Annotated in this window: 23 protein-coding genes; 12 read left to right on the top strand and 11 right to left on the bottom strand. The window is 66.6% G+C overall.

Going from position 1 to position 26,477, the window contains the following annotated elements; translation table 11 throughout:
- The first annotated feature begins 53 nt into the window (after positions 1-53).
- From grxD to Q3A80_RS27115, 3 genes are all read left to right on the top strand, one after another.
- A complete protein-coding gene (grxD, locus tag Q3A80_RS27125) occupies positions 54-365 on the top strand; it encodes a Grx4 family monothiol glutaredoxin (protein WP_011883132.1) in 312 nt (103 codons plus the stop codon).
- A gap of 13 nt (positions 366-378) precedes the next feature.
- Entirely contained in the window at positions 379-975 is a 597-nt protein-coding gene (locus Q3A80_RS27120; RefSeq protein WP_446331898.1) for a UbiX family flavin prenyltransferase, read from the top strand.
- Between the two features lie 229 nt (positions 976-1,204).
- Positions 1,205-1,996 carry a DODA-type extradiol aromatic ring-opening family dioxygenase gene (locus tag Q3A80_RS27115; RefSeq protein ID WP_446331897.1) on the top strand — a complete coding sequence of 264 codons (792 nt, stop codon included), beginning with the start codon at positions 1,205-1,207 and terminating at the stop codon, positions 1,994-1,996.
- A 115-nt stretch (positions 1,997-2,111) separates the two neighbouring features.
- Here the strand turns inward: Q3A80_RS27115 and Q3A80_RS27110 are convergent, their stop codons facing one another.
- On the bottom strand, positions 2,112-3,710 hold the full coding sequence (locus tag Q3A80_RS27110; protein ID WP_446331896.1) for an APC family permease: 1,599 nt from the start codon (positions 3,708-3,710) through the stop codon (positions 2,112-2,114).
- 420 nt (positions 3,711-4,130) lie between these two features.
- On the opposite strand from Q3A80_RS27110, the gene Q3A80_RS27105 reads away from it, so the two are divergent.
- On the top strand, positions 4,131-4,334 hold the full coding sequence (locus Q3A80_RS27105) for a cold-shock protein (protein ID WP_006477070.1): 204 nt from the start codon (positions 4,131-4,133) through the stop codon (positions 4,332-4,334).
- 104 nt (positions 4,335-4,438) lie between these two features.
- Here Q3A80_RS27105 and Q3A80_RS27100 read toward each other — a convergent pair whose 3' ends face one another.
- From Q3A80_RS27100 to Q3A80_RS27090, 3 genes are all read right to left on the bottom strand, one after another.
- A complete protein-coding gene (locus Q3A80_RS27100) occupies positions 4,439-5,689 on the bottom strand; it encodes an Hsp70 family protein (protein WP_446331895.1) in 1,251 nt (416 codons plus the stop codon).
- Between the two features lie 204 nt (positions 5,690-5,893).
- Positions 5,894-6,499 carry a nitroreductase family protein gene (locus Q3A80_RS27095; RefSeq protein WP_446331894.1) on the bottom strand — a complete coding sequence of 202 codons (606 nt, stop codon included), beginning with the start codon at positions 6,497-6,499 and terminating at the stop codon, positions 5,894-5,896.
- Between the two features lie 172 nt (positions 6,500-6,671).
- Positions 6,672-7,955 carry an MFS transporter gene (locus Q3A80_RS27090; protein ID WP_446331893.1) on the bottom strand — a complete coding sequence of 428 codons (1,284 nt, stop codon included), beginning with the start codon at positions 7,953-7,955 and terminating at the stop codon, positions 6,672-6,674.
- Positions 7,956-8,170: 215 nt separating this feature from the next.
- Here Q3A80_RS27090 and Q3A80_RS27085 point away from each other — a divergent pair, with 215 nt between their 5' ends.
- Both Q3A80_RS27085 and Q3A80_RS27080 read left to right on the top strand, forming a co-directional pair.
- Positions 8,171-8,794 carry a TetR/AcrR family transcriptional regulator gene (locus Q3A80_RS27085; protein WP_446331892.1) on the top strand — a complete coding sequence of 208 codons (624 nt, stop codon included), beginning with the start codon at positions 8,171-8,173 and terminating at the stop codon, positions 8,792-8,794.
- A gap of 82 nt (positions 8,795-8,876) precedes the next feature.
- A complete protein-coding gene (locus tag Q3A80_RS27080) occupies positions 8,877-9,449 on the top strand; it encodes a DUF1415 domain-containing protein (protein ID WP_446331891.1) in 573 nt (190 codons plus the stop codon).
- Positions 9,450-9,693: 244 nt separating this feature from the next.
- On the opposite strand, the gene Q3A80_RS27075 is transcribed toward Q3A80_RS27080, so the two are convergent.
- The 4 genes from Q3A80_RS27075 to Q3A80_RS27060 form a co-directional block, all read right to left on the bottom strand.
- Complete coding sequence (locus tag Q3A80_RS27075) at positions 9,694-10,584, bottom strand: class I SAM-dependent methyltransferase (RefSeq protein WP_446331890.1); 891 nt, start codon at positions 10,582-10,584, stop codon at positions 9,694-9,696.
- 89 nt (positions 10,585-10,673) lie between these two features.
- The gene (locus Q3A80_RS27070; RefSeq protein WP_446331889.1) at positions 10,674-11,807 is read right to left on the bottom strand and encodes a methyltransferase; all 1,134 of its coding nucleotides are present in this window, start codon (positions 11,805-11,807) and stop codon (positions 10,674-10,676) included.
- A gap of 22 nt (positions 11,808-11,829) precedes the next feature.
- Positions 11,830-12,048, bottom strand: coding sequence for a DUF1508 domain-containing protein (locus Q3A80_RS27065; protein ID WP_446331888.1), 219 nt, complete (start codon positions 12,046-12,048; stop codon positions 11,830-11,832).
- 123 nt (positions 12,049-12,171) lie between these two features.
- Positions 12,172-12,666 carry an LEA type 2 family protein gene (locus Q3A80_RS27060; RefSeq protein ID WP_446331887.1) on the bottom strand — a complete coding sequence of 165 codons (495 nt, stop codon included), beginning with the start codon at positions 12,664-12,666 and terminating at the stop codon, positions 12,172-12,174.
- Positions 12,667-13,307: 641 nt separating this feature from the next.
- Here Q3A80_RS27060 and Q3A80_RS27055 point away from each other — a divergent pair.
- The gene (locus tag Q3A80_RS27055; RefSeq protein ID WP_446331886.1) at positions 13,308-15,476 is read left to right on the top strand and encodes a M1 family metallopeptidase; all 2,169 of its coding nucleotides are present in this window, start codon (positions 13,308-13,310) and stop codon (positions 15,474-15,476) included.
- A 109-nt stretch (positions 15,477-15,585) separates the two neighbouring features.
- Here Q3A80_RS27055 and Q3A80_RS27050 read toward each other — a convergent pair whose 3' ends face one another.
- Together Q3A80_RS27050 and Q3A80_RS27045 are read right to left on the bottom strand one after the other, a co-directional pair.
- Complete coding sequence (locus tag Q3A80_RS27050) at positions 15,586-16,614, bottom strand: transporter (protein WP_446331885.1); 1,029 nt, start codon at positions 16,612-16,614, stop codon at positions 15,586-15,588.
- 206 nt (positions 16,615-16,820) lie between these two features.
- Positions 16,821-17,795 carry a phage tail protein gene (locus Q3A80_RS27045; RefSeq protein ID WP_446331884.1) on the bottom strand — a complete coding sequence of 325 codons (975 nt, stop codon included), beginning with the start codon at positions 17,793-17,795 and terminating at the stop codon, positions 16,821-16,823.
- Between the two features lie 121 nt (positions 17,796-17,916).
- Between Q3A80_RS27045 and Q3A80_RS27040 the strand changes: the two genes are divergently transcribed.
- The 5 genes from Q3A80_RS27040 (at position 17,917) to Q3A80_RS27020 (ending at position 25,564) form a co-directional block, all read left to right on the top strand.
- Positions 17,917-18,762, top strand: coding sequence for a M15 family metallopeptidase (locus Q3A80_RS27040; protein ID WP_446331883.1), 846 nt, complete (start codon positions 17,917-17,919; stop codon positions 18,760-18,762).
- A 301-nt stretch (positions 18,763-19,063) separates the two neighbouring features.
- Positions 19,064-23,002, top strand: coding sequence for a type VI secretion system membrane subunit TssM (tssM, locus tag Q3A80_RS27035; RefSeq protein WP_446331882.1), 3,939 nt, complete (start codon positions 19,064-19,066; stop codon positions 23,000-23,002).
- Positions 22,999-23,988: a type VI secretion system-associated protein TagF gene (gene tagF / locus Q3A80_RS27030; RefSeq protein ID WP_446331881.1), complete on the top strand. Its 990-nt coding sequence runs from the start codon at positions 22,999-23,001 to the stop codon at positions 23,986-23,988. The genes tssM and tagF overlap by 4 nt, the downstream gene beginning before the upstream one ends.
- A gap of 4 nt (positions 23,989-23,992) precedes the next feature.
- Positions 23,993-24,952, top strand: coding sequence for an OmpA family protein (locus tag Q3A80_RS27025; protein ID WP_446331880.1), 960 nt, complete (start codon positions 23,993-23,995; stop codon positions 24,950-24,952).
- Between the two features lie 48 nt (positions 24,953-25,000).
- Entirely contained in the window at positions 25,001-25,564 is a 564-nt protein-coding gene (locus Q3A80_RS27020) for a DUF3592 domain-containing protein (protein ID WP_446331879.1), read from the top strand.
- 83 nt (positions 25,565-25,647) lie between these two features.
- Here the strand turns inward: Q3A80_RS27020 and Q3A80_RS27015 are convergent, their stop codons facing one another.
- A complete protein-coding gene (locus Q3A80_RS27015) occupies positions 25,648-26,427 on the bottom strand; it encodes a hypothetical protein (protein ID WP_446331878.1) in 780 nt (259 codons plus the stop codon).
- Positions 26,428-26,477 lie beyond the last annotated feature (50 nt).

Below are 26,477 nucleotides of genomic sequence, written 5' to 3'. Positions count from 1 at the left end.
GGTTGAAATCCGCTATCATTTCGTTCTAACGCCCCGCAAACGCAAGGTCAGTCATGGACACCCAACAACGTATCAAGCAAATCGTCGACGAAAACCAGGTCGTGCTCTTCATGAAGGGCAACGCGCAATTCCCGATGTGCGGCTTCTCCGGCCGCGCCGTGCAGGTGCTGAAAGCCTGCGGCGTCGACCAGTTCAAGACGGTCAACGTGCTGGAGGACGACGAAATCCGCCAGGGCATCAAGGAATTCTCGAACTGGCCGACCATCCCGCAGCTGTACGTGAAGGGCGAATTCATCGGCGGCTCGGACATCATGATGGAGATGTACCAGTCGGGCGAACTGCAGCAACTGTTCGCCGCCGCGTAACGCCCCCTTCCCGATGGCATTTCCCAGCGCGCCGCGACGCCGGCTGATCGTCGCGATCACCGGCGCCACCGGCGCGGTCTACGGCGTGCGGCTGCTCGAACTGCTGCGTGCCGCCGGCGGCGTCGAAACGCATCTGCTGGTGTCGAACGCCGGCTGGCTCAATATCCAGCATGAACTGAAGCTGTCGAAGGCCGACGTCGAAAGCCGTGCGGACGTCGTGCATTCGGTGCGCGATGTCGGCGCGACGATCGCGTCGGGCTCGTTCGCGACCGACGGGATGGTGATCGCTCCGTGCTCGATGAAGACGCTCGCGAGCGTCGCGCACGGGCTGTCGGACAACCTGATCACACGCGCGGCCGACGTCACGCTGAAGGAACGCCGCCGTCTCGTGCTGATGGTGCGCGAAACGCCGTTCAACCTCGCGCATCTGCGCAACATGACCGCCGTGACCGAAATGGGCGGCATCGTGTTCCCGCCGCTGCCCGCGTTCTACGCGATGCCGAAGACGATCGACGAACTCGTCGATCAGACCGTCACGCGCGTGCTCGACCTGTTCGCGCTCGGCGCGCCGATGACGGCGCCGTGGACGGGGATCCGGCCAGCTCAGTAAGCGCTTCGATGCGGCGCGTTCCGCGTTATTCTTCCGCGATCTTCGCCGATCCCCTCCGATCAAGCAGCCTTCCCGCGCGATGTACTGCTCGCGCGATTCAATCCGCGGAGGCGCCTGGAATCGCGACAATTATCAACCAACGCGATTCAATCAAATTCACACACGATTGTTTATCAATGCACGGTGTGCGCCTATAGTCACAGGCAGACCCTTTTGCAGGCTTCCCATCATGAATCGCTTGCCCTCGCTGTATCTGTCCCACGGCGCGCCGACGCTGCCGATCGACCCGACGCTGCCGTCGGGCGCGTTCACGCACCTCGGCGCCGAACTGCCGCGCCCGAGCGCGGTGCTGATGCTGTCCGCGCATTGGGGCACGCAGCGGCCCGTCGCGAGCATCGCCGCGCACCCTGAAACGATCCACGACTTCTATGGCTTCCCGCAGGCGCTGTACGACATCCGCTACCCGGCGCCGGGCGCGCCGGACGTCGCCGAGGGCGCGGCCGCGCTGCTGAACGACGCCGGCATCGCGACGGCGACGACCGAGCACGGCCTCGATCACGGCGCGTGGGTGCCGATGCTGCTGATGTTTCCGGAGGCCGACGTGCCCGTCGCGCAGCTGTCGATCCAGCCGCGCGCGGACGCCGCCCATCATTTCGCGCTCGGCCGTGCGCTGCGTCCGCTGCGCGACGAAGGCGTGATGGTGATCGGCTCGGGCCAGATCACGCACAACCTGCGCGCGGCCGACTTCGGCGCGGCGCCCGAGGACGCGGACCCGCGCGTCGCGGAATTCACCGACTGGTTCGAAGCCAGGCTCGCCGCGCGCGACGTCGACGCGCTGCTCGACTATCGCCGTCAGGCGCCGCACGCTGCGCTGATGCATCCGACCGACGAACATCTGTTGCCGGTGTTCACCGCGCTCGGCGCGGCCGATGACGACTACCGGCTCGGCATCCAGTCGCTCGGCACGTATCAGCGCGTGCTCGCGATGACGAACTACGTGTTCGCGAGCGCGGCCGCCTGAGCTGCGCGGCACGGCCCGCGAGCGCGCCACAAACAAAAAGCCCGTCCGAGCGATGCTCGGGCGGGCTTTTTTGCACTTCCTGCCGCCGCCGATTCCGGCGGCAGGTCAGGCGTCGTCAGACACCGACTCCTTCGAGGATCTCGTCGTGCGACTCGCGCTCGTCGAGATACTTGGTCCGGTAGCCCGTGTTCACGCCCCAGAAGTAGAACACCAGCGAGATCGCCGCGACGACCAGCATGTCCCAGCCGTACGGCAGCACGCCGTAACCGCCGAACTCCTTGCTGCCGATCAGCGACAGCACGGCCATCGTCGGCAGGTACGCGACCAGCCACCATGCGGCCTTCAGGTCGGCGCCCCAGCCGGTCCAGCCCGACTTCGCCTGGAAGTAGAAGTACACCGGCAGCGCGACGATCATCAGCAGGATGATCTCGCCCGTCAGCGGCCACTTCGCCCAGTACAGAATCAGCGACGCGCACACGAACGCGAACGGCGCGATCAGTTTCATCAGCGGAATCGACAGCGGACGCTCGATGTCGGTCGCCGCACGGCGCAGCGCCATCAGGCTGATCGGGCCGGTCAGGTACGAGATCACCGTCGCGACCGAAATCACCGCCGCGAGCGAGCTCCAGCCGCGGAAGAAGAACAGGAAGATGAACGACACGAGCAGGTTGAACCACATCGCCTGGCGCGGCACGCCGTAGATCGGGTGCACGTTGCCGAACATCTTCGGCATCGTGTTGTTGCGCTCCATCGCATAGATCATGCGGGTGGTCGTCGCCATGTAGGTCGTGCCGGTGCCGCTCGGGCTGATGAATGCATCGACGTACAGCAGGATCGCGAGCCAGTTCAGGTTCAGCGCGATCGCGAGTTCCGCGAACGGCGACGAGAAGTTGAAGTGCGCCCAGCCCTTCGCGACGTCGGCCGGATTCACCGAGCCGATGTACGCCATCTGCAGCAGCACGTAGATCACGAGTGCGAGCAGGATCGACGTGATCACCGCGAACGGCACGCTGCGCGACGGATTGCGCGCTTCACCGGCGAGGTTCACCGGGCTCTGGAAGCCGTTGAACGCGAACACGATGCCGCTCGTCGCAACCGCGGTCAGCACGGCCGACCAGCCGTACGGCGCGAAGCTCGCGCTCGATGCGGTGCCGAGGTTTTCCGAATGGAAGCTCGTCAGCATCAGGCCGAGGATCGTGAGGCCGGGGATCAGGAACTTGAAGATCGTGATCGCGGTGTTTGCCCGCGCGAACGCCTTGACGCCCCAGTAGTTCAGCATGAAATAGATGACGACCAGCACGGCCGACAGCAGCAGGCCGAGGGTCTGCAACTCGCCGTTCACGAACAGCGCATGCGCCCACGGATACGGCCACGTGCTCATGTACTGGATCGACGCTTCCGCTTCGATCGGGATCACCGACACGATCGCGATCCAGTTCGCCCACGCGCTGATGAAGCCCACCAGCGAACCGTGCGAGTAGCGCGCGTAGCGCACCATGCCGCCGGATTCCGGGAACATCGCGCCGAGCTCGGCGTACGTCAGCGCAATCGCGAGAATCACGACCGCGCCGATGATCCATGCGCAAATCGCCGCCGGACCGGCGATCTTCGCGGCCTTCCAGGCGCCGAACAGCCAGCCCGAGCCGATAATCGAACCCAGCCCCGTCAGCATCAGTGCAAACGGGCCGATGTTCCGTTGAATAGAACTCTTCACATCCTCTCCTGTGTCTCAAAAAGCACGGTCGGCCTGCTGCCCGGGATCGGCTCGGACAGCGCCGCGCATGCCATTTTGGGGGGAGGGTCACCCGATCGGGGCAACCCGTCCACGCGGCGCGTAGTTTAACGGTTGCACCTGCAAGTTGGCGCCAAAATCGTTCGGCCCCTACAAAAAATTCGCATCGCTTGCAAGCTTTGTAAACCTGAACTCCGCAATAACCCTGAGTGCATGGAAATCCGGTTGACCGCAGGACCGATTAGCCGTATAAACAACGTTGCAGGATTTCAAGCGGCGAGTGAATTGGTTCTTTCGTAGTTCGCCCATCAACGGTACTCCGGTTGGTCCCATTACCCCCTTCCTTGATTTTCCGCACCCCATGGGCTTCGGCCCCGTTTTATCTTTTTAGGAACAAGTAACATGGCAACCGGTACCGTCAAGTGGTTCAATGACGCAAAGGGCTTCGGCTTCATCACCCCGGAAGGCGGCGGCGACGATCTGTTCGCGCACTTCTCGGAAATCCGCGTCGAAGGCTTCAAGACGCTGCAAGAAAACCAGAAGGTTGAATTCGAAGTGAAGACGGGCCCGAAGGGTCTGCAAGCTGCGAACATCCGTCCGGTCTAAGTTCGGCGCGATATTTCGTGTAAAAAAGCCCCGCTTCGGCGGGGCTTTTTGTTTTCCGGCGCGGCATGCAGGCGGCCGGCGCCGGCCGGATGGCCTTCGGCCGTTCAGCCGAACAGCCGTTGCGCGTGAATGCCGAGCCCGGTCGCGACGCTCGCGAGGCGATCGCCGAACACCGGCTGCGCGTCCGGGAATGCGCCGGCGAGCGCGCCCGACAGGAACGCAAGGCCGGTCGAGCCGCCGGTGAAATACAGCGCGCCGAGGTCGCGCGGCGCCACGCCCGCAAGCCGCACCGTTTCGCGCGCCGCTTCGACGATGCGCGCGGTATCGTCGACGCTCGCGTCGACGAGGCGCTTCGCGTCGAACGCGATCTGCAGATCCTCTTCGACGTCGTTCAGGTCGATCATCGTCTCGCCGCCCGCCGCCACGCCGATCTTCGCTTCTTCCGCGCGCGCCATCAGCGCGTGCCCGAGCCGCTGCTCGACCACGCGCGTCAGCCGGTCGTGCTGCCGCACGTCCTGGTACAGGTGCTTCATCAGCTTCAGTTCGCCGAGCCGCTTCGGCGTGTAGACCGTGTTGATCAGGTGCCAGGTCGCCAGGTCGAAGTAGATGCGGTTCGGCAGTTCGCGCCCCTCGGGATCGAGCGAACGGTAGCCGAACGCGGGCAGGATCGCCGCCAGTTCGACGCGCCGGTCGTAATCGGTGCCCGCGACGTGCACGCCGTGGTGCGCGAGCACGTCGTCCTTGCGCTCGAGGCGCGCCATCCGCTCCGGCCCCACCCGGACCAGCGAAAAGTCCGACGTGCCGCCGCCGATGTCGGCGACCAGCACCAGCCGCTCGGCCTGCTGGCGCGACTCGTAGTCGAACGCCGCGGCGATCGGCTCGTACTGGAAATGCACGTCCGTGAAGCCGACCGAGCGCGCGGCGGCTTCCAGCTGGTTCTGCGCGAGGCGGTCCGCGCGCGGATCTTCATCGACGAAGAACACCGGGCGGCCGAGCACCGCGCGGCCGATCGGCGCGCCGGCGTGAGCCTCCGCCTTGCGCTTCAGGTGCGTCAGGAAGCGCGCGATGATCTCCGTGTACGCCATCGCGCTGCCATCGCCGAGATCGGTCGTGGTCTCCGCGAGCGGCGAGCCGAGAATGCTCTTCATCGACCGCATCAGGCGGCCGTCGAAACCGTCGATATAGGATGCGAGCGCCGCGCGGCCGAATTCGACCGTCTCCTCGTCGTTGTTGAAGAAGATCGCGGTGGGCAGCGTCAGGTGATCGCCCTCGACGGGCGCGAGACGCATGCCGTCGCCGCCGGGCAGCGCCACGGCGGAATTGGACGTGCCGAAATCGATCGCGCAGTAAGTCATGGGAAGGTGCCGCAGCATGGCCGGCGCGAAAACGGAAAGGACGGGCTTTTTAACATGAAGCCCGCCGGATCACAACCGGGCCGGGCAGCGGTGCCGCGCCGCCGGCCGGCGGCGGCACTCGTTCGCTCAAGCGCGCATCCCGCGCGCCGGCAACCGGTACGGAGGCGGACGGCGCGCGTCGCGCGTGCGCGTCCGCTTGCGAAATCAGGCCGCGGCGTCGAAGCCCTTCTTCCACGCGCCCGCATAGACGACTTCGCCAATCGGATGACGCGTGCGCGGCGCCTTTTCGCGATCGCGCAGCACCGGATCGAGCTTGTCGACGTTGCCGTAGTGGCCGAGCGAGATGATCGCCGGGATCGCAACGTCGGCCGGAATCTGGAATTCGTCGCGGAACGCCTTCGCGTCGAAGCCGCTCATCTGATGCGCGGCAAGGCCCAGCGCATGGGCCTGCAGCACCAGCGACATCGCCGCCGCACCCGCGTCGTACAGCGCGGTCGGTGCCGGCTCGCCCTTCGGCGTGAGCGTGTGCGCGGTCACGGCGATCAGCACCGGCGCCGGCGCGTTCCAGCCCTGGTTGAACGGGACCAGCGTCGCGAATGCGCGCTTGAACGCTGCTTCGTCTTGCGTACGGTCGAACACGATGAAGCGCCACGGTTGCGCGTTGTACGCGGACGGCGCCCAGCGCGCGGCTTCGAGCACCGCGTGCAGATCGGCGGCGCTCACGGGCGCGTCCGAATACGCGCGCGGGCTCCAGCGGCCCGCGATCAGTTCGTGAATCGAAACAGTGGTGGGAGCAGGTTTGACGGACATGCGGTTCCTCGCTGACATCGATGAAGGGGCGCGAACGCCCCGGCGAACCGCAAGCATAACCGCTTGCGCCGCGACGCGCCCGCTCGTCCCGCGCAATGCAAATCACCGATCCTGCGTTGACCGGCCGCACCGGCCGGCCGCCCGCGTGCGCAGGCTGGCGGGAGCGGCGCGCTCAGGCCGGCTGCGCGGCCGCGCGCGACGGGCCGCGGTTGATCCGCAGCACGATCAGCGCACCGATGATGCACAGTCCGCCCGAGATCATCGACGCGATCGTATAGGTGCCGAGGCTCGCGCGCAGCAGCCCCGCGCCGAGCGCCGCGAACGCCGCGCCGAGCTGGTGGCCGGCGACGATCCAGCCGAACACGACCGGCGCCGCGGCCTTGCCGAACACGTCGGTGGCGAGCCGCACGGTCGGCGGGACCGTCGCGATCCAGTCGAGCCCGTAGAACATCGCGAACAGCGGCAGCCCGAAAAAATCGATGCCGAACGCATGCGGCAGGTAGATCAGCGACAGCCCGCGCAGCCCGTAGTACCAGAACAGCAGCACGCGGTTGTCGTAGCGGTCGGACAGCCAGCCCGACAGCGTCGTGCCGAACAGGTCGAACACGCCCATCGCCGCGAGCAGCGACGCGCCCTGCACTTCGGTCATCCCGTAGTCGCTGCACATCGCGATCAGGTGCGTGCCGACATAGCCGTTGGTGCTCGCGCCGCAGATGAAGAAGCTGAAGAACAGCAGCCAGAAATCGCGCGAGCGGCTCGCCGTCAGCAGCGTGCGGAACGCGACCGCGAGCGGGTTCTCCTTCGTCGCGTCGGGTGCCGCCGGCGCATCGTCCGGCTCGCCGTACGGACGCAGCTCCACGTCGGCCGGCCGCTCCGGCAGCAGGAACGCGACCAGCGGAATCACGATCGCGGCCGCCACCGCGACGACCAGCACGACGGGCCGCCAGCCATGACGCTGCGCGATCGCCGCGAGCATCGGCAGGAACACGAGCTGGCCGGTCGCCGTGCTCGCGGTCAGGATGCCCATCACGAGGCCGCGCCGCGCATGGAACCAGCGTGTGACGAACGTCGCGGACAGCGTCAGCGCAACGACGCCGGTCGAGCAGCCGACCATCAGGCCCCAGATCACCACCATCTGCCAGCTCTGCGTCATCATCGACGACAGCGCGACGCCCGCGCTCATCGTCACCAGCGCGGTCAGGATCGTCGGCCGCAGCCCGAAACGCTGCATCGCCGCGGCCGCGAACGGCCCCGTCAGCCCATACAGCGCGATGTTCACCGAAATCGCCAGCGAAATCGCCGCGCGGCTCCAGCCGAGCTCGCGCTCGAGCGGCACCATCAGTACGCTCGGCGTCGCGCGCGTGCCGGCCGCCGCCAGCAGGATCAGGAAAACCACCGCCGCCGCGAGCCATCCATAGTGGAAGCGCCCGCCGATTCGTGTCACTGCCCAGTTCATGTTGTCGCTCTCCAGTTTGCGGGCCGGCGCCCGCGCGCCTGCCCCGCCTCACCACCAGGCCACCTCCGCCGCACGCTGCATCGGCTGACCCGGGCCGATACCTGGCTTTTTCCGTCGATCCGGCGGCATTGTTACCGCTCGGTCACAAGTGTGTTGCGATCGTAGTGACCAGTCGGTAACATGTCAAGCAATTCATCACGCAGTCGAGGGTCATCATGTCGGGCATCGAGGCCGCCAACAAGCCGCCAGCACGCCGCACGCGCCGGCCGATCGCCGCGGCCGCCGCGCAGGAACACCTGCTGCGCGCCGCCGAGGAGCTGTTTTACAAGGAAGGCGTGCGTGCAGTGGGCGTCGAGGCGGTCGTGGAACGCGCGGGCGTCAACAAGATGAGCCTGTACCGCCAGTTCGCGTCGAAGGACGAGCTGATCCTCGCGTATCTCGAGCGGATGGACGCGTGCTTCTTCGAGCGGCTCGACTCGAGCGTCGCGAAGCATCCGGGCCAGCCGAAGGCGCAGCTGATCCAGTATTTCGTCGACCTCGCCGAGCGCGCGACGCAAAAGGACTATCGCGGCTGCCCGTTCGTCAACGTCGCAGCGGAATTCCCGGATGCGTCGCATCCGGCGCGCGAGCGCGTCGCGCAGAACAAGGAACAGCTGATGAAGCGGCTCGTCGCGCTGTGCGAAGGCGCGGGCGCGCGGCAGCCGAAGGCGCTCGCCGATGCACTCGCGCTCGTCGTCGAAGGCATCTACGCGGCCAGCCAGACCTACCGGCATGGTGAAACGCCGATCGGCACCGCCCCGGCGCTGGTGACGCAGCTGATCGAAGCGGCATGCGCGTGACGGGCCGCGCATGTCAAAGCCCGGCGTGCGCGCGCCGGCTACAATGCGGCCCTCGCCGCCGTTCCGCCCGATAGCCTTCGCCATGACCGACCCCCGCCCCGACTCGCACGACGACATCCTCGCCGCCACCCGGCACTGGCTCGCGCGCGCGGTGATCGGGCTCAATCTGTGCCCGTTCGCGAAGAGCGTCTATGTGAAGGAACAGGTGCGCTATGCGATCAGCGAAGCGACGACACTGGAAGACGCGCTCGCCGATCTCGAGACCGAACTGCGCACGCTGGAGGCCGCGGATGCGCAGCAGGTCGACACGACGCTCGTGATCTATCCGCGCGTTTTCGCGGATTTCGTCGACTACAACGACGCGCTGTTCTTCGCCGACCGGCTCGTGCAGCAACTGCGGCTCGACGGCGTGCTGCAGATCGCGAGCTTCCATCCCGAGTACCGGTTCGAAGGCAGCGAAGCCGACGACATCGAGAACTACACGAACCGCGCGCCGTACCCGATCCTGCACCTGCTGCGCGAGGACAGCATCGCGCGCGCGGTCGACGCGTTTCCGGACGCGTCCGCGATCTACGAGAAAAACCAGGAAACGCTGCGCCGCCTGGGGCACGACGGCTGGCGCGAATGGATGCGCCGACCGGGCGACGACGTGTGAGGCATCGCGCGGCGGCCTGGTAATGCGCGACAGACGCATTGGCCGCTCGGTCGGCTCGGCCGCTCCGCGCGGTCGATTCGATCAGCGCGATCGCACGGTCGGTTCGGTCGGTTCGGTCGGCTCGCTCGCACGGCCGGTTCGGTCGGGGTACGGTCGGGGTACGGTCGGGGTTCGGTCGGGGTTCGGCCGGTTCGGTCGACTCAGTCGCCGCGATCAGTTCGGCCGCTCGGCCGGCCCGTTCCGCTCAGTCCGCAGCCGGCTCGACGGCCGCGCCGGACGCCGCCGCGGGCGCCGGCACGAAGAAGCGCTCGTTCAGCTCGGCAAGCCCGAACATCGCGAGGATCTCGTTCAGCCGCTCGCCGGGCTTGCGGCGCGGCAGGTTCTTGTACTGCGCGATGATCAGCTCGTTCTTCATCGAATGCTCCCAGCCGACCAGCTCCGTCACGCTCACCTGATAGCCGTGCGCCTCGAGCTGCAGGCAGCGCAGCACGTTGGTGATCTGGCTGCCGAATTCGCGCGTGTGCAGCGGATGCCGCCACACTTCCGTCAGCGCATTCGCGAGCGACTTGCCCTTGTTCTTGCGCAGCACGCCCGCGACTTCCGCCTGGCAGCACGGCACCAGCACGATGTGCTGCGCGCGCTTCGCGAGCGCGAACCGGATCGCGTCGTCGGTCGCCGTGTCGCACGCATGCAGGGCGGTAACGACGTCGACCGTCTCGGGCAACTGCGGCGACGTGATCGAATCGGCGACCGACAGGTTCAGGAACGACATGCCGCCGAACCCGAGTCGCGCGGCGAGCTCGGTGGAGCGCGCGACGAGTTCCTCGCGCGTCTCGATCCCGTACACGTGCGACGCGAATGCCGGCGTGCCGTGCCCCGGCTGCTGCTTGAAGAAGAGGTCGTACAGGATGAAGCCGAGATACGACTTGCCGGCCCCGTGATCGACGAGCGTCACGGCGCCTTTGTCGGCCTGCACGCTCGCGAGCAGCGGCTCGATGAACTGGAACAGGTGATAGACCTGCTTCAGCTTGCGGCGGCTGTCCTGGTTCAGCTTGCCGTCGCGGGTCAGGATATGCAGTTCCTTCAGCAGCTCGACGGACTGCTCCGGACGGATTTCGTAGGTCTTGTTGGACATCGTGCAGCGGCGCCGGGCCACGGTCGGTCGACCACGGCCCGGCGGCGGGAATTCGTGAGGAATGGCGACAGTTTACCGAAAATGCGCGATCAGGCCCGCGCGCCGAGCCGCCACAGCGACGTGACCTCGGCGCGGCGCGCCGCGTGCAGCGGATCGTCCGCATCGGCCGACTTCGGGTGCGCGGGCCGGATGTCGTCGCGGCCGAGCACGACGAGACCGGCTGCGTCGATCCATTGCAGCAGCGTGTCGCGCGGGCGCAGGCCGAGGTGCTCCGCGAAATCGGACAGGATCAGCCAGCCTTCGCCGCCCGGCTCCAGGTGGTCGGCGAGCCCCGCGAGGAAGCCGCGCAGCATGCGGCTGTCGGGATCGTAGACCGCGTATTCGATCGGCGCACTCGGACGGGCCGGCACCCACGGCGGGTTGCAGACGACGAGCGGCGCGCGGCCGGCCGGGAACAGGTCGGCTTCGACGACCTCGACACGATCGGCATGGCCGAGCCGCGCGACGTTCTCGCGCGCGCAGGCGAGCGCGCGCGGATCCTGGTCGGTCGCGACGATGCGCTCGACGCCGCGCGACGCGAGCACGGCCGCGAGCACGCCGGTGCCCGTGCCGATGTCGAACGCGAGCGACGTCGCGGGCAGCGGCGCGCGTGCGACGAGCTCGACGTATTCGCCGCGCACCGGCGAGAACACGCCGTAATGCGGATGGATCGGTGCGCCGCCGAGCGCCGGAATCGGCACGCCCTTCTTGCGCCATTCGTGCGCGCCGACGAGCCCGAGCAGTTCGCGCAGCGACACGACCGACGGCGCGCCGCCCGGGCCGTACGCTTCCTCGCACGCGGCGCGCACGTCCGGCGCGCGGCGCAGCGGAATCGTGTAGTCGGCATCGAGCGGGATCAGCAGCATCCCGAGCGTGCGCGCGCGCTGCGATTGCGCGAGCCGGTGCAGGTTGAACGCGTCGACGCCGGCCGCGGCCTTCGCCTTCTTCGGCTTGCGTTCGACGCGGCGCGCCATCGCCTGCACGAGCTGACGCGCATTCTGGAAATCGCCCTGCCAGACGAGCGCGGTGCCCTCGCAGGCGAGGCGGTATGCGGCGTCGGCGCTGACGCGGTCGTCGGCGGGTACGGCGCGCTTGGGCGGCGGCACGCCGGCTTCGGAGCGCCAGCGCACGGCATGTTCGGCGCCGTCGGCGTCGGTCCAGTGGAAAACGGGGAAATCGGTCACGCGAGCTCGGCTACGGTTGGCTTCAGACAGGCGGTGGAAACCCACCGCGCGGACGACACCATACCGCGCTTTGCCCGCCCCGGCAAAACGCGCGCCCCGGCACCGGCTGCAAGCGCTCGCGCCGGCGCACGCGTCCGTCGGGCGAGATCGTGGGTGTCCCGCCCGAAGCGTGGCGCTTGACGGCCGCGCCGCCGTTCACGCGGCCTTGCGCGCTCGTGTACGTTTCGCTCGTGCCGATCATCTCGTGGTTCGCCGCCTTCCCTTCAGGTCGAACCTGGGTTCGCCGTTGCGCGCGGCCTTGCGCTCATCACGCGCGTGCAGCGGCGCATGCTCCCGCACCGACGCGATTCCGCAACTCGCAGCGTCAGCCACCCCATCCGGGCGCGGTCGGCATCCGCAACGTGCCTGCGTCGCTGAACCGCACGCTGCCGAGCACGCCACCCGCCAGCCGGCCGCGCAGCGCATACGGCAGCTCGCCGTTCGCCGCCGCGCCGGGCAGGTTCCACGCCTGCCGCGCGGCGGCGAACGCCGAAACCGAAACGGGCACGTCGATCACTGCCTCGCCGAAGCGCGGCACGACGCCGGAGCGGTCGCTGACGCCGCTCGCGAACTGCGTCCCGTTCAGGTCCAGCGCAACCGAAATGCCGTCGTACTCGATCGGCGTGTCATTCGGGTTCTGCACGCGCAGCTTCAGGCTGAAGCGCATCTCGAGCCCCTGCCCGACGAGCGGGTCGAGCCCGGCCACGGTCACGTTCACGGGTTCGCGCGCGAGGCCCGCGCAGCCGCCGAGCAGCAGCACGGCGGCGAACAGCAACAGCGCGGCGCGCAGCGGCGCGATTCGGAACAGGCTGCGTGGCATCGATGGCCTCCTAGCGGGAATCGATCGTCAGGGCGTCGATGCATTGTACCGACCGAACCCGCAACGCGCCGATTCGTAGTTTCAGCGCACCGCCGAGATCGTTAATAGATTAAAACTACGGAAACAAAGGCTGAACTAAAAAGCGAATTAATGCCTTCCGGCATTCAATGGCCCACGCAAAACGCAATCGAATCACTTTCTAATTTTTTCGTTTCCTTTACCCAAAACCATCAAGTATATTTACGCATCCTTCGAGCAGGCCGACAAACCTTCAAGCCGCATGACGGCGATTTTACGGAACGGCGACACGCCGTCCTTCCGTCCTGCGGCCTGGTACGGCCAGCCCCGTGGGTCGTCGGTTCAAACGGAATGCATGCCCGCGCAGGGCGGGCGGCCCGGTGTCGTGCGCGCGAAATCAATTCAGTACAACCCGCGCCCGGCCATTTTGAACCGGCAAGTTAACCGACATCCGGAAACACAGAGGGGGCAGTAAACCATGATTACCTTCACGTAGTCGGCCGCCGTCTTTTCGAATAAACCGTCATTGGCATTTCTCGTCGCCGTTGATTAACGGCGAGGGATTCCTTTTGCCGGCGTTTTCGCAGCACTGAACGATTCCTTCAACAATCGAGGTTTCAGTCATGTCGATCAACATTCACAAGATGCGTTATCTGCCGCTGGTCGCCGCGCTCGCTCTCGCCGGGTGCGGCGGCGACGACGGCGGCGTGGGCTCGGCTTCCGCACTCAGCTCCGCCGGCGCGCCGCATTCGAGTTCGTCGCCCGCCGCCAACACGCCGCCGAGTGCCTCCAACGTCGACAAGAGCGTGTCGCCGGTCGAGCTGCCGGACACCGTCGTGCCGGTCAACTACCGGCTGTGGTTCCGTCCGAACGACGCGCTGAACGCGTTCGACGGGCGCGCCGACGTCGAGATCAAGGTGCTGAAGCCGGTCAACAACATCGTGGTCGCCGGCCACCGGATCAAGTTCACGAACGGCCGCATCACGCTGCAGCCGGGCAACATCCAGCTGATCGCGACGCCGCAGGACAAGGGCGACTTCTACCAGCTGCGCCCCGTCGCCGGCACGATCGCGCCGGGCAACTACTCGCTGCACATGGAGTGGTCGGGCATCATCAACTTCAAGTCGTATGACGATCCGGTCAATCAGACGGGCGGCAGCTGCGGCGACGATCCATATCCGGGCTGCTCGGCCGCGGAAGGCGTGTTCCGCGTCGACCTGAAGGGCACCGACGGCACGACGAGCGGCGCGATCCTCACGCAGGGCGAAACCAACCTGTCGCGCCAGTGGTTCCCGGGCTGGGACGAGCCGGCGTTCCGCCCGACCTATGAAGTGACGGCCGAAGTGCCGCAGAACTGGCGCGTCGTGTCGAACGCGGCGGAGAAGCCGTCGACGAACGTCGGCGGCGGCTACAAGCTCGTTCAGTTCGAGAAGACCCCGCCGATGCCGTCGTACCTGCTGTTCTTCGGCGGCGGCATGTTCGACACCTACGAGGACGACTTCACGAGCCCGCTGCCGGGCGGCAAGGGCGGCCTGCACCTGCGCGTGTTCACGCCGCCGGGCATGAGCGACTGGGCGAAGCCGGCGATGGACCGCACCAAGCAGGCGCTCGACTACTATTACCGCTACACGGGCATCCCGCTGCCGCTGACGAAGTTCGACACGGTCGCCGCGAACGACGCGTTCAAGGAGCAGAAGGACCTGAACTTCGGCGGGATGGAGAACTGGGGCTCGATCCTCGAGTTCGCCGACGACATCCTGCCGCAGCCGGGCCAGCCGATGTCGCGTTACGGTAACGAGGTGCTGACGCACGAAGTCGCGCACCAGTGGTTCGGCGATCTCGTCACGACCGACTGGTGGGACAACGTGTGGCTCAACGAGTCGTTCGCGACGTTCTTCGAGACGAAGACGACGATCCAGTTCTTCCCCGACGAGTTCAGCTGGCTCGACCAGGTGAAGAACAAGTACCGCGTGATCAACCGCGACATCGGCCCGAACGCATTCCCGGTCGCGCCGAACTTCAACGACTGGGCGTCGAACGACTTCGTGCTGAGCGCGAGCGCGTTCACGTACGACAAGGGCGGCCACGTGCTGAAGACGCTCGAGAACTATCTCGGCGAACAGACATTGCGCAAGGGTCTGCAGCAGTACCTGGTCGACTACTCGTTCGGCAACGGCACGCCGAAGCGCCTGTGGGATGCGTTGTCGAAGGCGAGCGGCCAGCCGGTCGGCCCGATCGGCGACAGCTACGTGCGTCAGACGGGCGTGCCGCTGATCTCGCTCGACACACAGTGCGACATGACGAAGAACCAGACGATCGTCACGCTGAAACAGCAGCCGTTCCCGAACAAGAACGCGTATCCGGGCCTGCAATGGACGGTGCCGATCACGCTCGCGTACGGCCAGGGTCTCGCGAAACACACGACGCTCGCGCTGAAGGATACGCAGACGCAGACGCGGATCGACGGCTGCACGGGCGTGGTCGCCGATCCGAGCGGGCTCGACTACTACGTCGTGAACTACAGCGACGCCGCGTGGAGCGGCCTGCTCACGCAGGTCAACAGCTCGACCGATCCGGTGCTGCTCGCGAACCTGAAGAGCGAGGCCGCGCTGCTCGTCGCGAACAACCTCGCGCCGGCTTCGCGTTCGACGTCGATCGGCTCGGTTGCCTCGCCGGCTGCGATGAAGCTGCGTCAGACGCCGAGCTTCGGCGGTATCGCGCCGGCGGTGAAGGAGCGTCCGTCGCTGCGCTATCAGGGCATGTTCAAGCCGCGCAAGACGCTGATCCAGTAACGTCGTTCCGGCCGGCCGGTTCCGCGCGCGTCGCGGCGCCGGCGGGTGTTCGAATCATCACGTCCTTCGACGGGCCTCGCATGCGGGGCCCGTTTTTTTGCGAACGGCGCTAGCGATCCTCGCGCCGGCGGAACGCCCACCACGCGGCAAGCGCGGTGAAGCCGGCGACCAGCAGCACCATCAGCCAGAACCCGTGCTTGTTCTCGGAGAACGGCACGCCGCCGACGTTCATCCCGAAGAAGCCCGCGACGATGTTGATCGGCAGCGCGATCACGGTCACGAGCGTCAGCGTGAACAGCGTCCGGTTGTTCTGCTCGTCGAGCCGCGAACCGATTTCTTCCTGCAACAGCTTGATCCGCTCGTTGAGCCCCGACAGATCGGCGAGCACCAGCGAGAACTCTTCGGTCGATTCGCGCAGCTCCTGCACGTCCTCCGGATGCAGCCACGCGGGCGGCTTCGCGAGCAGCCGGAAGATCGACCCGGGCTCGGGCGCGAGCATGCGTTGCAGCCGCGTCAGCGTGCGGCGCATCGCGCCGAGCTCGATGCGGTTCGACGTGAGCCGTTGCGACAGGAAGCGATCCTCGATGCGGTCGACGTCGACGCTCGTGCGCCGCATGATCTGGATCAGCAGGTCGGCCTGGTCGCGCAGCAGATGCACGAGCAGTTCGGCCGGCGAGCGGAACCGTTCGCCGTCACGCACGCAGGCGCGCAGCGTGTCGACCGAGCGCAGCGGCTTGAGCCGCGCGGTGACCATGATGCGCCGCTCGACGTGCACGAACAGCGTCGCGATTTCCGATGGCGTCAGTTCGAGGTTGAACATCACGTCGTTGACGATCGCGCGCAGCGCGCCGTCTTCCTGCTCGATGCGCGTGGAGCGCGATCCTTCGTGCAGGAATTCGAAGAAGCTGTCCGGCAAGCCGAGGTGCGTGCGCATCCAGCGCTCGCTCGCGCCGTGCGCGAGATTGAAGTGCAGCCAGACGAAGTCGTCCGATGCCGTCGCATCGCCGTCGCGGCACGTGCGCAGCCATGCGGCGGCCGCGTCGGCGTCGAGCATCGCGCCCGATCCGCCGGGGACGAAACGGAATCCGCACACCATGCCGGACGTATCGGCGCCGTAAGTCTGTACGATCAGGTCCATCGTGTCGAAGGTCGTGCGGCGCGCACCGTGCCGCGCACCGCGCGTCGCGGCGCCACGCCGGGAAATGAAAGGAAACGTATGCCCGACCCGTGTGACGCTCTCGTGACACCGTCACATACGGCCGTCTGCGCGTCGGCGGCCGCCGAAAAACAACGCGCCGCCCCTCGGGCGGCGCATGTACGGCGAGCGGGACGGCGTGACGCCGGTTACTGGCGCGTCTCCGACTGCGCGGCGCTCGGGCATGCCGGATCCTTGCCCCAGTGGCCGTCGCAGACGCGCCAGCGGCACAGCTGGTCCTCGAAGAAACCGCGCTCCGAGCAATCCTTCACGCGCGATGCGAGCGAACCGCCGGTCGCGGCCGCGGCCTTGGTCGGCACGGCCTGCGCCTTCTGCGCAGCGGCCTTCTTGTCGGCAGGCTTCGTGCGCGCGACGAGCGCGGCCAGCAGATCCGCATCCGGATCGTCCTTCCCGGTTGCCTTCGCGCTCGCGGTACGCGTCGCCGCTTCGCGACGCTGCTTCTTCGCCTGGGCCAGCTCAGCCTGCTGTTCCTTGTGATGCTTGCGGGCTTCCGCCTTCGCATCGGCCTTTGCATCGGCCTTGCTGCGTGCGGCGACCTTGTCGCCCTTCGCGGCGTCGGCCTTCGCAGATTTCGTCGCTGCCGCCGCCGCAGCCGTCGCGGCAACGGCGCCTGCCGTGGCTGCGCCCGACGCGTCGTCGGCACCGTTCGCGAGCGCACGCGACAGGCGGCTGTCGTCGGCGCCCGGCGCGGACGACGGGGACGATGCGGACGCAACGGTCCGGGATGCGGCGTCGTCGTTGACGATCGTCGCCGGTTGCGCGGCCGGTGCGGCGGACGCGGCATTCTGCGCGACCTGCACGGTGGCGGCGCTGGCCGGCTCTGCCTTCGCGGCGGCCTGCGCGGGTGCGGCGGCCACGACGGCCGGCTCGGCGGCCTGCTGCTGCCAGCGCCATGCGCCCCAGCCGCCGACGGCGACCACGAGCGCGACGACGGCCGCGATCGGCGCCTTCAGCGAACGGCGCGGCGCTTCGGCCGGCGGCGTGACGCGTCCTTCCAGATTCGCGAGAATGCGCGACTGCTGAGGTCCACCCTGGCCTGCCGGTTTGCTATCGGACAACAGGCTCGGCGGGGTTTTCGAATTTGAATTTTCCGGCGCACTCATTCAGCGTCTCATTGAATCCTGGTTTAATTCACCGCGATAATATAGCCCGGCCTCTCAAAGCAGCCTGATTCTAAGAGCAAGCATTGCAAAACACAATCAATTCCAATTTCCGGGGATTTCGTTGATTGCCGTCGCACTCGTCGCCTATTTCGCCGTTGCCGTCGCGGTTGCAGCCCTGTTGCTTTTACCGGGTATCCGCGCGACCGTTTTCGAATCCGTCGCGCAGTTTCACGGCCGCCTGACGCGCCGTGCGAACGATCGCGCCGCCCGCACGCGCAGTCAAATTGTTAAATCGGCAACCGTTACGCGCGGCGCATTAAGCGACGTGCAAAATTTACTGATCCGGCGGCGCTTGATGATTATGGTGTCGGCAGGTATTCTTGCGACGCCGCCATTGGTGGCCATTGCGTTACGCGGTCGGCAATTGTTTCAGTACGACGACACGGCGCGCGTGCCGGACGAGAAGATCGCCGCGCTGCTGCAGGGCGAGCAGCTCGTCCCGCCCCCGCCGTTGCCGCCTGAAGTCTTTGCCACGAAGGAAGTCGAACAGGTGCGGCCTGCGCTGAGAGATGCGAGCCGCGACTGGAATCTGCTGGATCCCGATTTCCGAACGCGTTTGCTGCTGGTCTACAAGATCATGCACGAACAATATGGCTATGAAATGGCGCTGCTGGAAGGTTACCGGAGCCCGGAACGACAGAACCGGCTCGCGCAGATGGGCACCAACGTGACCAATGCGGCGGCTTTCCAGAGTTATCACCAGTTCGGGCTCGCGGCCGACAACGCGTTCTTGCGCGACGGCAAGCTGGTCATTTCCGAGAAAGATCCCTGGGCGATGCGCGGCTACCAGTTGTACGGACAGGTCGCCGAGCAAGTCGGCCTGACCTGGGGAGGCCGATGGAAAATGATGGATCTCGGGCACGTGGAATACCATAAACCCGGTTTTAAACTGGGACGCGGCAGCTAGACACGGCTGCCGGACAAGAAATAATGAGGGCGGCATGGGGCTTTTTATTCACCCGGCAGGAAACGATTTGGGCGGCGCAATCGATCGGGCATTTCGTTGCGCGATTTTTTCAGGCTGCCGCTTCCGTTTTAATTCTCACAGCGTCCTTTCATTATTGCGCGCGCCGTCTCCGATGCCGCGTGCGCACTGATGCCAGCCCCTTCTTCCTGTTTGACAGCATGGCGACACATCCCGGCGCGACGCTTGCCGCTCGGCGCGCCTGCGTCGCCTCACCGAACACGCACCGGAACCTGAACGTCCTATGCAACGCATCCTCAACGTGCTGACTCATCCGCGTACGCTCTCGATCGTCGGGATCGTCGCGCTAGCGGCGATTCTCTTCATCGTCGCCGACATGCTGCAGCTGCCGCTCCTGTGGGCCGCGATCGCGTTCGCGGCGATCCTCGTGCTGTGGCTCGGCGTCGCGTTGTGGCGCCGCTGGCGCGTGAAGCGCGCGAACCGGCAGCTCGGCCAGGTGCTGGAAGAACAGGCCGAAACGGGCAAGATCGCCGCGCCGGCCGCGGCCGCCGTCGCGCCCGACGCGAAGACCGCCGACCTCGACGTGCTGCGCACGCGCCTGTCGGATGCGGTGAAGACGATCAAGACGTCGAAGATCGGCCAGGTGTCGGGCGGCTCCGCGCTGTACGAACTGCCGTGGTACATCGTGATCGGCAACCCGGCCGCGGGCAAGAGCAGCGCGGTGCTGAACTCCGGCCTGCAGTTCCCGTTCGCGGACAAGAACAGCGCCGTGATCCACGGCATCGGCGGCACGCGCAACTGCGACTGGTTCTTCACGACGGAAGGCATCCTGCTCGACACGGCCGGCCGCTACTCGGTGCACGAGGAAGACCGCAGCGAATGGCTCGGCTTTCTCGGCCTGCTGAAGCGCTACCGGCCGAAGGCGCCGATCAACGGCATCATCGTCACCGCGAGCATCGCGGAACTCACCGGCAACCGCCCCGAATTCGCGATCAACCTCGCGAAAAACCTCCGTCAGCGCGTTCAGGAGCTGACCGAAAAGCTCGAGGTGTTCGCGCCGGTCTACGTGATGTTCACGAAGGCCGACCTGATCACCGGCTTCACCGAATTCTTCAGCAGCAGCGACAAGCACGAGTACGACCGCGTGTGGGGCGCCACCCTGCCCTACGAACCCGACGACAAGCGTGACGTCGTCGCGCAGTTCGATACGCACTTCGAGGAACTCTACGAAGGCCTGAAGGAGATCAGCGTCGCGCAGCTGTCGCTGTCGCGCGGCAACCAGCTGTCGCCGGGCCAGCTGAGCTTCCCGCTCGAGTTCTCGACGATCAAGCCGTCGCTGCGCGCGTTCCTCGCGACGCTGTTCGAGAACAACCCGTTCCAGTACAAGCCGATCTTCCGCGGCTTCTACTTCACCAGCGCGCTGCAGGAAGGCGAAACCAACAGCGCGGCCGCGCAGCGCATCGCGAGCCGCTTCGGCCTCGACGCGAGCGCGCTGCCGAAACCGCACAGTGCGTTCTCGAAGAACGGCTTCTTCCTGCGCGACCTGTTCTCGAAGGTGATCTTCGCGGACCGCCAGACCGTGCGCCAGTTCGCGAGCCCGACCAAGACGCGGCTGCGCTATGCGACGTTCTTCGGCTTCGTCGCGGCGCTTGCGCTCGCGCTCGGCGGCTGGACGTGGTCGACGATCGGCAACCAGCAGCTCGTCGCGAACGTGCAGGCCGACCTCGACAACGTCACGCGCCTGCAGCAGGGCCGCAACGACCTGCAGTCGCGCCTGCAGGCGATGGACATCCTGGAAGACCGGATCGAGCAGCTCGAACAATTCCGCCGCGACAAGCCGATGTCGGTGTCGCTCGGCCTGTATCAGGGCGACCGGCTCGAGCAGCACCTGCTGACCGAGTACTACAACGGCGTGCGCCAGATCCTGCTCGCGCCGGTCTCGCAGAACCTCGCGTCGTTCATGAAGGACGTGAACGCGCACCCCGAGCAGCTCGTGCCGATGACGCGCCCGCCCGAATCGGGCGCGGTGCAGGGCGGCGCGATGCCCGTGTCGACGAACCCGCCGGGCGCCGCCCCGCTCGCCGGCGCCGCGCAAGGCGCATCGGCCGCGGCGGCGGCCGCGCCGCAACAACCGGCGGCGCCGCAGGGCGGCCTCTACAGCGACGCGTCGCCGACCAACGTGCAGGATGCGTACAACGCGCTGAAGACCTACCTGATGCTGTCCGACAAGCGTCACGTCGAACAGGCGCACCTGACCGACCAGCTCGCCCGCTTCTGGCGCGGCTGGCTCGAGACGAATCGCGGCAACATGCCGCGCGACGAGATGATCAAGAGCGCCGAGCGGATGATCTCGTTCTATCTGTCGCGCGTGAACGACAACGACTGGCCGATGATCGACGCGAACCTCGCGCTCGTCGATCAGACCCGCGAGAACCTGCGCCGCGTCGTGCGCGGAATGCCGGCCCGTCAGCGCGTCTATGAGGAAATCAAGGCGCGCGCATCGACCCGCTTCGCGCCGATGACCATCGCGCGCATCGTCGGCGACGGCAACCAGGGGCTGATCGCCGGCAGCTACGCGATTCCCGGCACGTTCACGCGCGAAGCGTGGTTCGACTATGTGCAGCCGGCGATCCGCGACGCGGCGACCAAGGAACTGCAGGCGAAGGACTGGGTGCTGAACACGTCGACGCAGGACGACCTGACGCTCGAAGGCAGCCCCGAGCAGATCCAGAAGACGCTCGTCGGCATGTACAAGACCGAGTACGCGCAGCACTGGCAGAAGTTCATGCAGGGCATCGCGGTGCAGGGCTTCACGAGCTTCGGCCAGGCCGTCGACGGGATGAACCGCCTCGGCGATCCGCAGGATTCGCCGATCCGCAAGGTGCTCGAGACCGCGTACGACCAGACGTCGTGGGACAACCCGTCGCTCGCGAACGTCGCGATCAAGAAGGCGCAGACGGGCGTCGTGAACTGGGTGAAGCAGCTGTTCACGCGCTCGCAGGCCGGCCAGGTCGCGGCCGCGAACATCGACATCAACGGCAATCCGGCCGAGGTGCCGATGGGTCCGATCGGCCAGGAGTTCATCGGGCTCGCGCGAATCGTCGCGACGCACGACGGCACGTCGATGCTCAAGGGCTACATGGATTCGCTGTCGAAGGTTCGCACGCGCTTCAACGTGATCAAGAACCAGGGCGACCCCGGCCCCGGCGCGCGCCAGCTGATGCAGCAGACGCTCGACGGCAACGGCTCGGAACTCGCCGATTCGCTGAAGTTCGTCGACGAGCAGATGCTGACCGGCCTCACCGATTCGCAACGCAAGTCGCTGCGTCCGCTGCTGGTGCGCCCGCTGATGCAGGCGTTCTCGGTGGTGATCCAGCCGGCCAGCGCCGAAGTGAACAAGGTGTGGAACGCGCAGGTCTACCAGCCGTTCCAGAGCTCGCTCGCAACCAAGTACCCGTTCGCCGCGAACGCGAAGGTCGAGGCCGGCGCCGGAGAAATCGCGCAGGTGTTCGGTCCGGACGGCGCGATCGCGAAGTTCGTCGGCACGACGCTGGGCCCGCTCGCGGTGCGCCGCGGCGACACGCTCGCCGCCCGCACGTGGGGCGACATGGGCATCGGCCTGACACCGGACTTCACGAACGGCTTCGCGCGCTGGGTCGCGCCGCTCGCCGGTGGCGCCGCGGGCGGTGCTGCCGCGGCGGCCGAACCGCAGACCGTGTTCCAGATCCTGCCGCAGCCGAGCACCGGCACGACCGAGTACACGATCGCGATCGACGGGCAGCAGCTGCGCTACCGCAACACGCCGCCGCAGTGGACCAACTTCGTGTGGCCGAACCCGCAGGGTTCGCCGGGCGCGACGCTGTCCGCGACGACCTTCGACGGCCGCACCGTTCAGCTCGTCAACGAGCCGGGCCGCTACGGGCTCGAGAAGCTGATCAACTCGGCGCAGCGCAAGCGGCGTCCGGACGGCACGTTCGATCTGACGTGGGCGCAGGGCAGCGTGAACGTATCGGTGACGATGCGCATTATCAGCACGTCGCAACCGACGGGCGGCGGCGACCAGCCGCAGCAGCAAAGCCTGCGCGGGCTGCAGCTGCCGTCGTCGGTCGCCGACGCGAGCGCGGGCGCCGCTCAGAACGCGACGCAGGCCGGCGCCGGCGCGCCGGCCACCGCACCGGCCGTCACGGCCGCCACCGCAACGAATGCACAGGGGGCGCAATGACGCAAACCGTTCAGGCGCAGATCGCCTACTTCGGCAAGATTCCGTCGCGCGGCGACTTCGTGAAGAGCGCGCACAATCCGCAACTGCTGCAGACGCTCGATCGCTGGATCGCGCAGGCGCTCGAACTCCTCGCGGAAGATCCGCGCTGGAAGATCGTCTACGAGGATGCGAAGCCGATGCATTTCGCGTTCCTCGGCTCGCGCAGCAAGCTCGCGATCGCGGGCCACATGGTCGCGAGCCACGACGTGTCGATGCGCCGCTTCCCGTTCCTCGGCGCAACTGCGCTGGAAGTCGACCGGCCGCTCGCGTTCCTCGCGCGCAGCCCGCTCGCGTTCGCGCGGCTGTGGTCGCGCGTCGCCGCGCAGATGCCGGCGCTGCTCGCAAAGGACGAGCCGCCCGGCGCGCTGCAGGCACTCGGCGACACGCAGGTGCCGATCGACGTCGGCGGCCCCGGCACGTCGCATGACGGCACGTTCAACGATTTCGTCGAACATCAATCGCTGTACGGGCTGCAGCAGATGCTGCTCGAAAGCGGTCATCCGGTGCGGCTGCGCGGCGCGATGCTCGCACTCGGCTCGCTGCTGCGGCCCGTGATGCAGAGCGGCTCGTCGCACATCGAGCGCGGCCTCACGCTGCCGCTGCCGGTCGATCCGTTCTACCGCAGCCTCGTCGCCGCGTTCTGGCTCGAACTCATCACGCCGTTCGTCGCGCAGGCCGACTTCGAGCTCGCCATCTTCATCGGCACCATCGCCGAGCGCGAACGGCTGATCATCGGCTTCAACGGCGCGTCGTCGAAGACGCTGCTGAGCGTCGTCGACCCGCAGACTTACGCCGCCCACAACATCGACATCGACGATCCCGAGTGGATCGACGCCCATGCGCAAAACGATCCGCAGATCAGCAAGCTCGTCAGCTACCTCGACCAACCGCAACTGTCGCTGCGCGTCGCCATCGACGCGTTCCGCGAAGCGTTCATCGGAGGCTGACGGGATGCAACGCACGATTCATGTCCGGCGCATGCGCTTGTCGCGCTTCTCGCCCTTCGTCGCCGCTCTTCTCGCCGCCGGCCTTTTCGGCAACGGCGCGGCCTGCGCGCAGAACACGGGCGGCGCGACGGTCACGCCGGTCGGTAACGGCACGGTCGCGACCGCCGCGCTGCCCGCTACGCCGAACGCCGGTGCCGCGCCGGGCACGGCGTCCGGCACGGTGATGCACGGCACGGCCGGCACGATCACGCCGCCGCCCGCGAACGCGACGCCCGGCCAGGTGGTGGTCGGCGGCAAGGTGCCCGACGAGGCGACGAAGGCCGCGGTGCTGCAGAAGCTGCGCGACACCTACGGCGCGGCGAACGTGGTCGACCAGATCGAGGTCGGCGACGTCGCGACGCCGCCGAACTGGAGCGCGAACGTGCAGAAGCTGCTCGGTGCGCAGCTCAAGCAGATCAGCAAGGGTCAGCTGAAGATCAACGGCACGCAGATCGAGATGAAGGGCGAGGTGCACAACGAGGCGCAGCGCCAGCAGCTCGCAAGCGACATGGCGAACACGCTGAACCCGACGTATACGATCAAGAACGGGCTGCGCGTGTCGGCGTCCGAGCAGGGGCTGCTCGACCAGACGCTCGCCAATCGCACGATCGAGTTCGAGACCGGCAGCGCGACGCTCACGCCGCAAGGCAAGCAGATTCTCGATCAGATGGCGGCCGCGCTGTCGAAGCTGCAGAACCGCACGGTCGACATCATCGGACATACCGACAACTCGGGGAACCGGACGTCGAACATCGCGCTGAGCCAGGCGCGCGCGGATGCGGTGAAGGGGTATCTGATCACGAAGAGCATTCCGCCGCAGCAGATGACCACTACCGGGGTCGGGCCGGATCAGCCGATTGCGCCGAACGATACGGCTGAGGGGCGGGCCAGGAATCGGCGGATCGAGTTTCGGGTGGGGCAGTAGACGGGGATTAGGGGACGACTGCATTCAGCCATTCCAGTGACATACGCAATGCGCTGCTTGTGGTCGGCCATTCTTCTGGTCGTCGGGGCTGTCTTCGTGCTGGTGGGTATGACCGGCACGATCAATTCCGCCATCCTAGTTCGCGCTCGCGCGTGGCCTCATGTCCGTGCCGTTGTCGAGCGATGCGAGTTGTCTCTGCGATACGGCAAATCCGATGCGACATGGGAGGCGCGCGCCGCATTCCGCTATGACATGGGACAGACGCGGCAGTACGAGACGACGTGGCAGCCCGCCGGGTCGCCGGTGTATTCGCGTTCGGCCGCCTCGATTATCAGCCGCGAACAATTCGCCGCGTTCACGAAGACGTATTGCAGCGCGGCCGCGAACGATGATCTGCGCGTTTCGCCTATGTTTCCAGGCATTGCCCGGCGCAACGAAGCGGTTGTGGGCGGAGCATGGGTACGTGAAATCGGATTCGGTCTGTTCGCCCTGGTCGCCGGATTCATGCTGTGTGCGGTGGGCATTGCGCTGCTGCCGTGGATCGAGGATCGCCCGAAGCACGCGGTGAAACGAAAGGCGCGGCGAGCACGAAAGCGTGTCAGTGGTTCGTGATGCGGACGGCGTGTCACCACGCCGCACCGCTACGCCCTCGCGCGACTGCAGTCGCGCCATCGCCGACTGGCAGCCTCACTACTTCAATCATTGGTCAGGACGACCGGTTTCCCGTGTATGCGTTCCAGCCGGAGCGGCATGCCAATCATCAACAGGCTGCTCGTGACGGCAAGGCCGGCGAGAAGCTGCGCGCACGGTGTCAGCAGCACCGTGGAGAACAACAGCCAATCCGAAGACGTCGGCAGCGCCGTCCATATCTGCGCCGCGACGAATACGGCGGGCACGGCAAACACGACGAGCCCCTGACCGATCCGGACGATCAGGCCGCGAGGGTCCGAGAACGCGCCCAACTGCTGCATTGCGGACAGGCTGTACTGAATCTCGCTGCCGGCATCCCTGAATGCATGCGTGATGAACTCCGATTTTCCGACCACGCCGGATACCTGGCGAGCTGTCATGATCGTCCAGAGAACGGTTCCCGACACCGCAGCAGCAACGCACGTGGTGCGAATCGTCGACGGTATCGGCACGGACGCAAAATAGAACATCCACGAGATGCCCGCGATCAAGCAATAGACCGAGCAGCATACGAGGACCATGGTGACCCCGTACAGCCACAGGCGCCCACGCCCGCCATCCGCTCGCCACGCGGTCGCTTGGCCGACGACGGTGAACAGCACCACTCCAGCGGCGATCTTCAACGGGAGCGAATCGTCCAGAAACAGCGGCGTTCCGAGCACATACGTACACCCCATCAGGAAAGCACTGGCGACTAAATTCGCTTTAAAAATTGCGCGGTACCGTTCGCGTATGGCGCTTCGCTCCGTCGGTTCAGTTGGCTGCAGTCGGTCGATTCCAGTCATGCATTTTCCGAGCAGGTTTGTGCCAAGCGAATCGCAAATTGAAAGATCTC

It is taken from the genome of Burkholderia sp. SR8, assembly GCF_052851275.1.
This window is presented reverse-complemented; position numbering and strand designations above follow the sequence as displayed.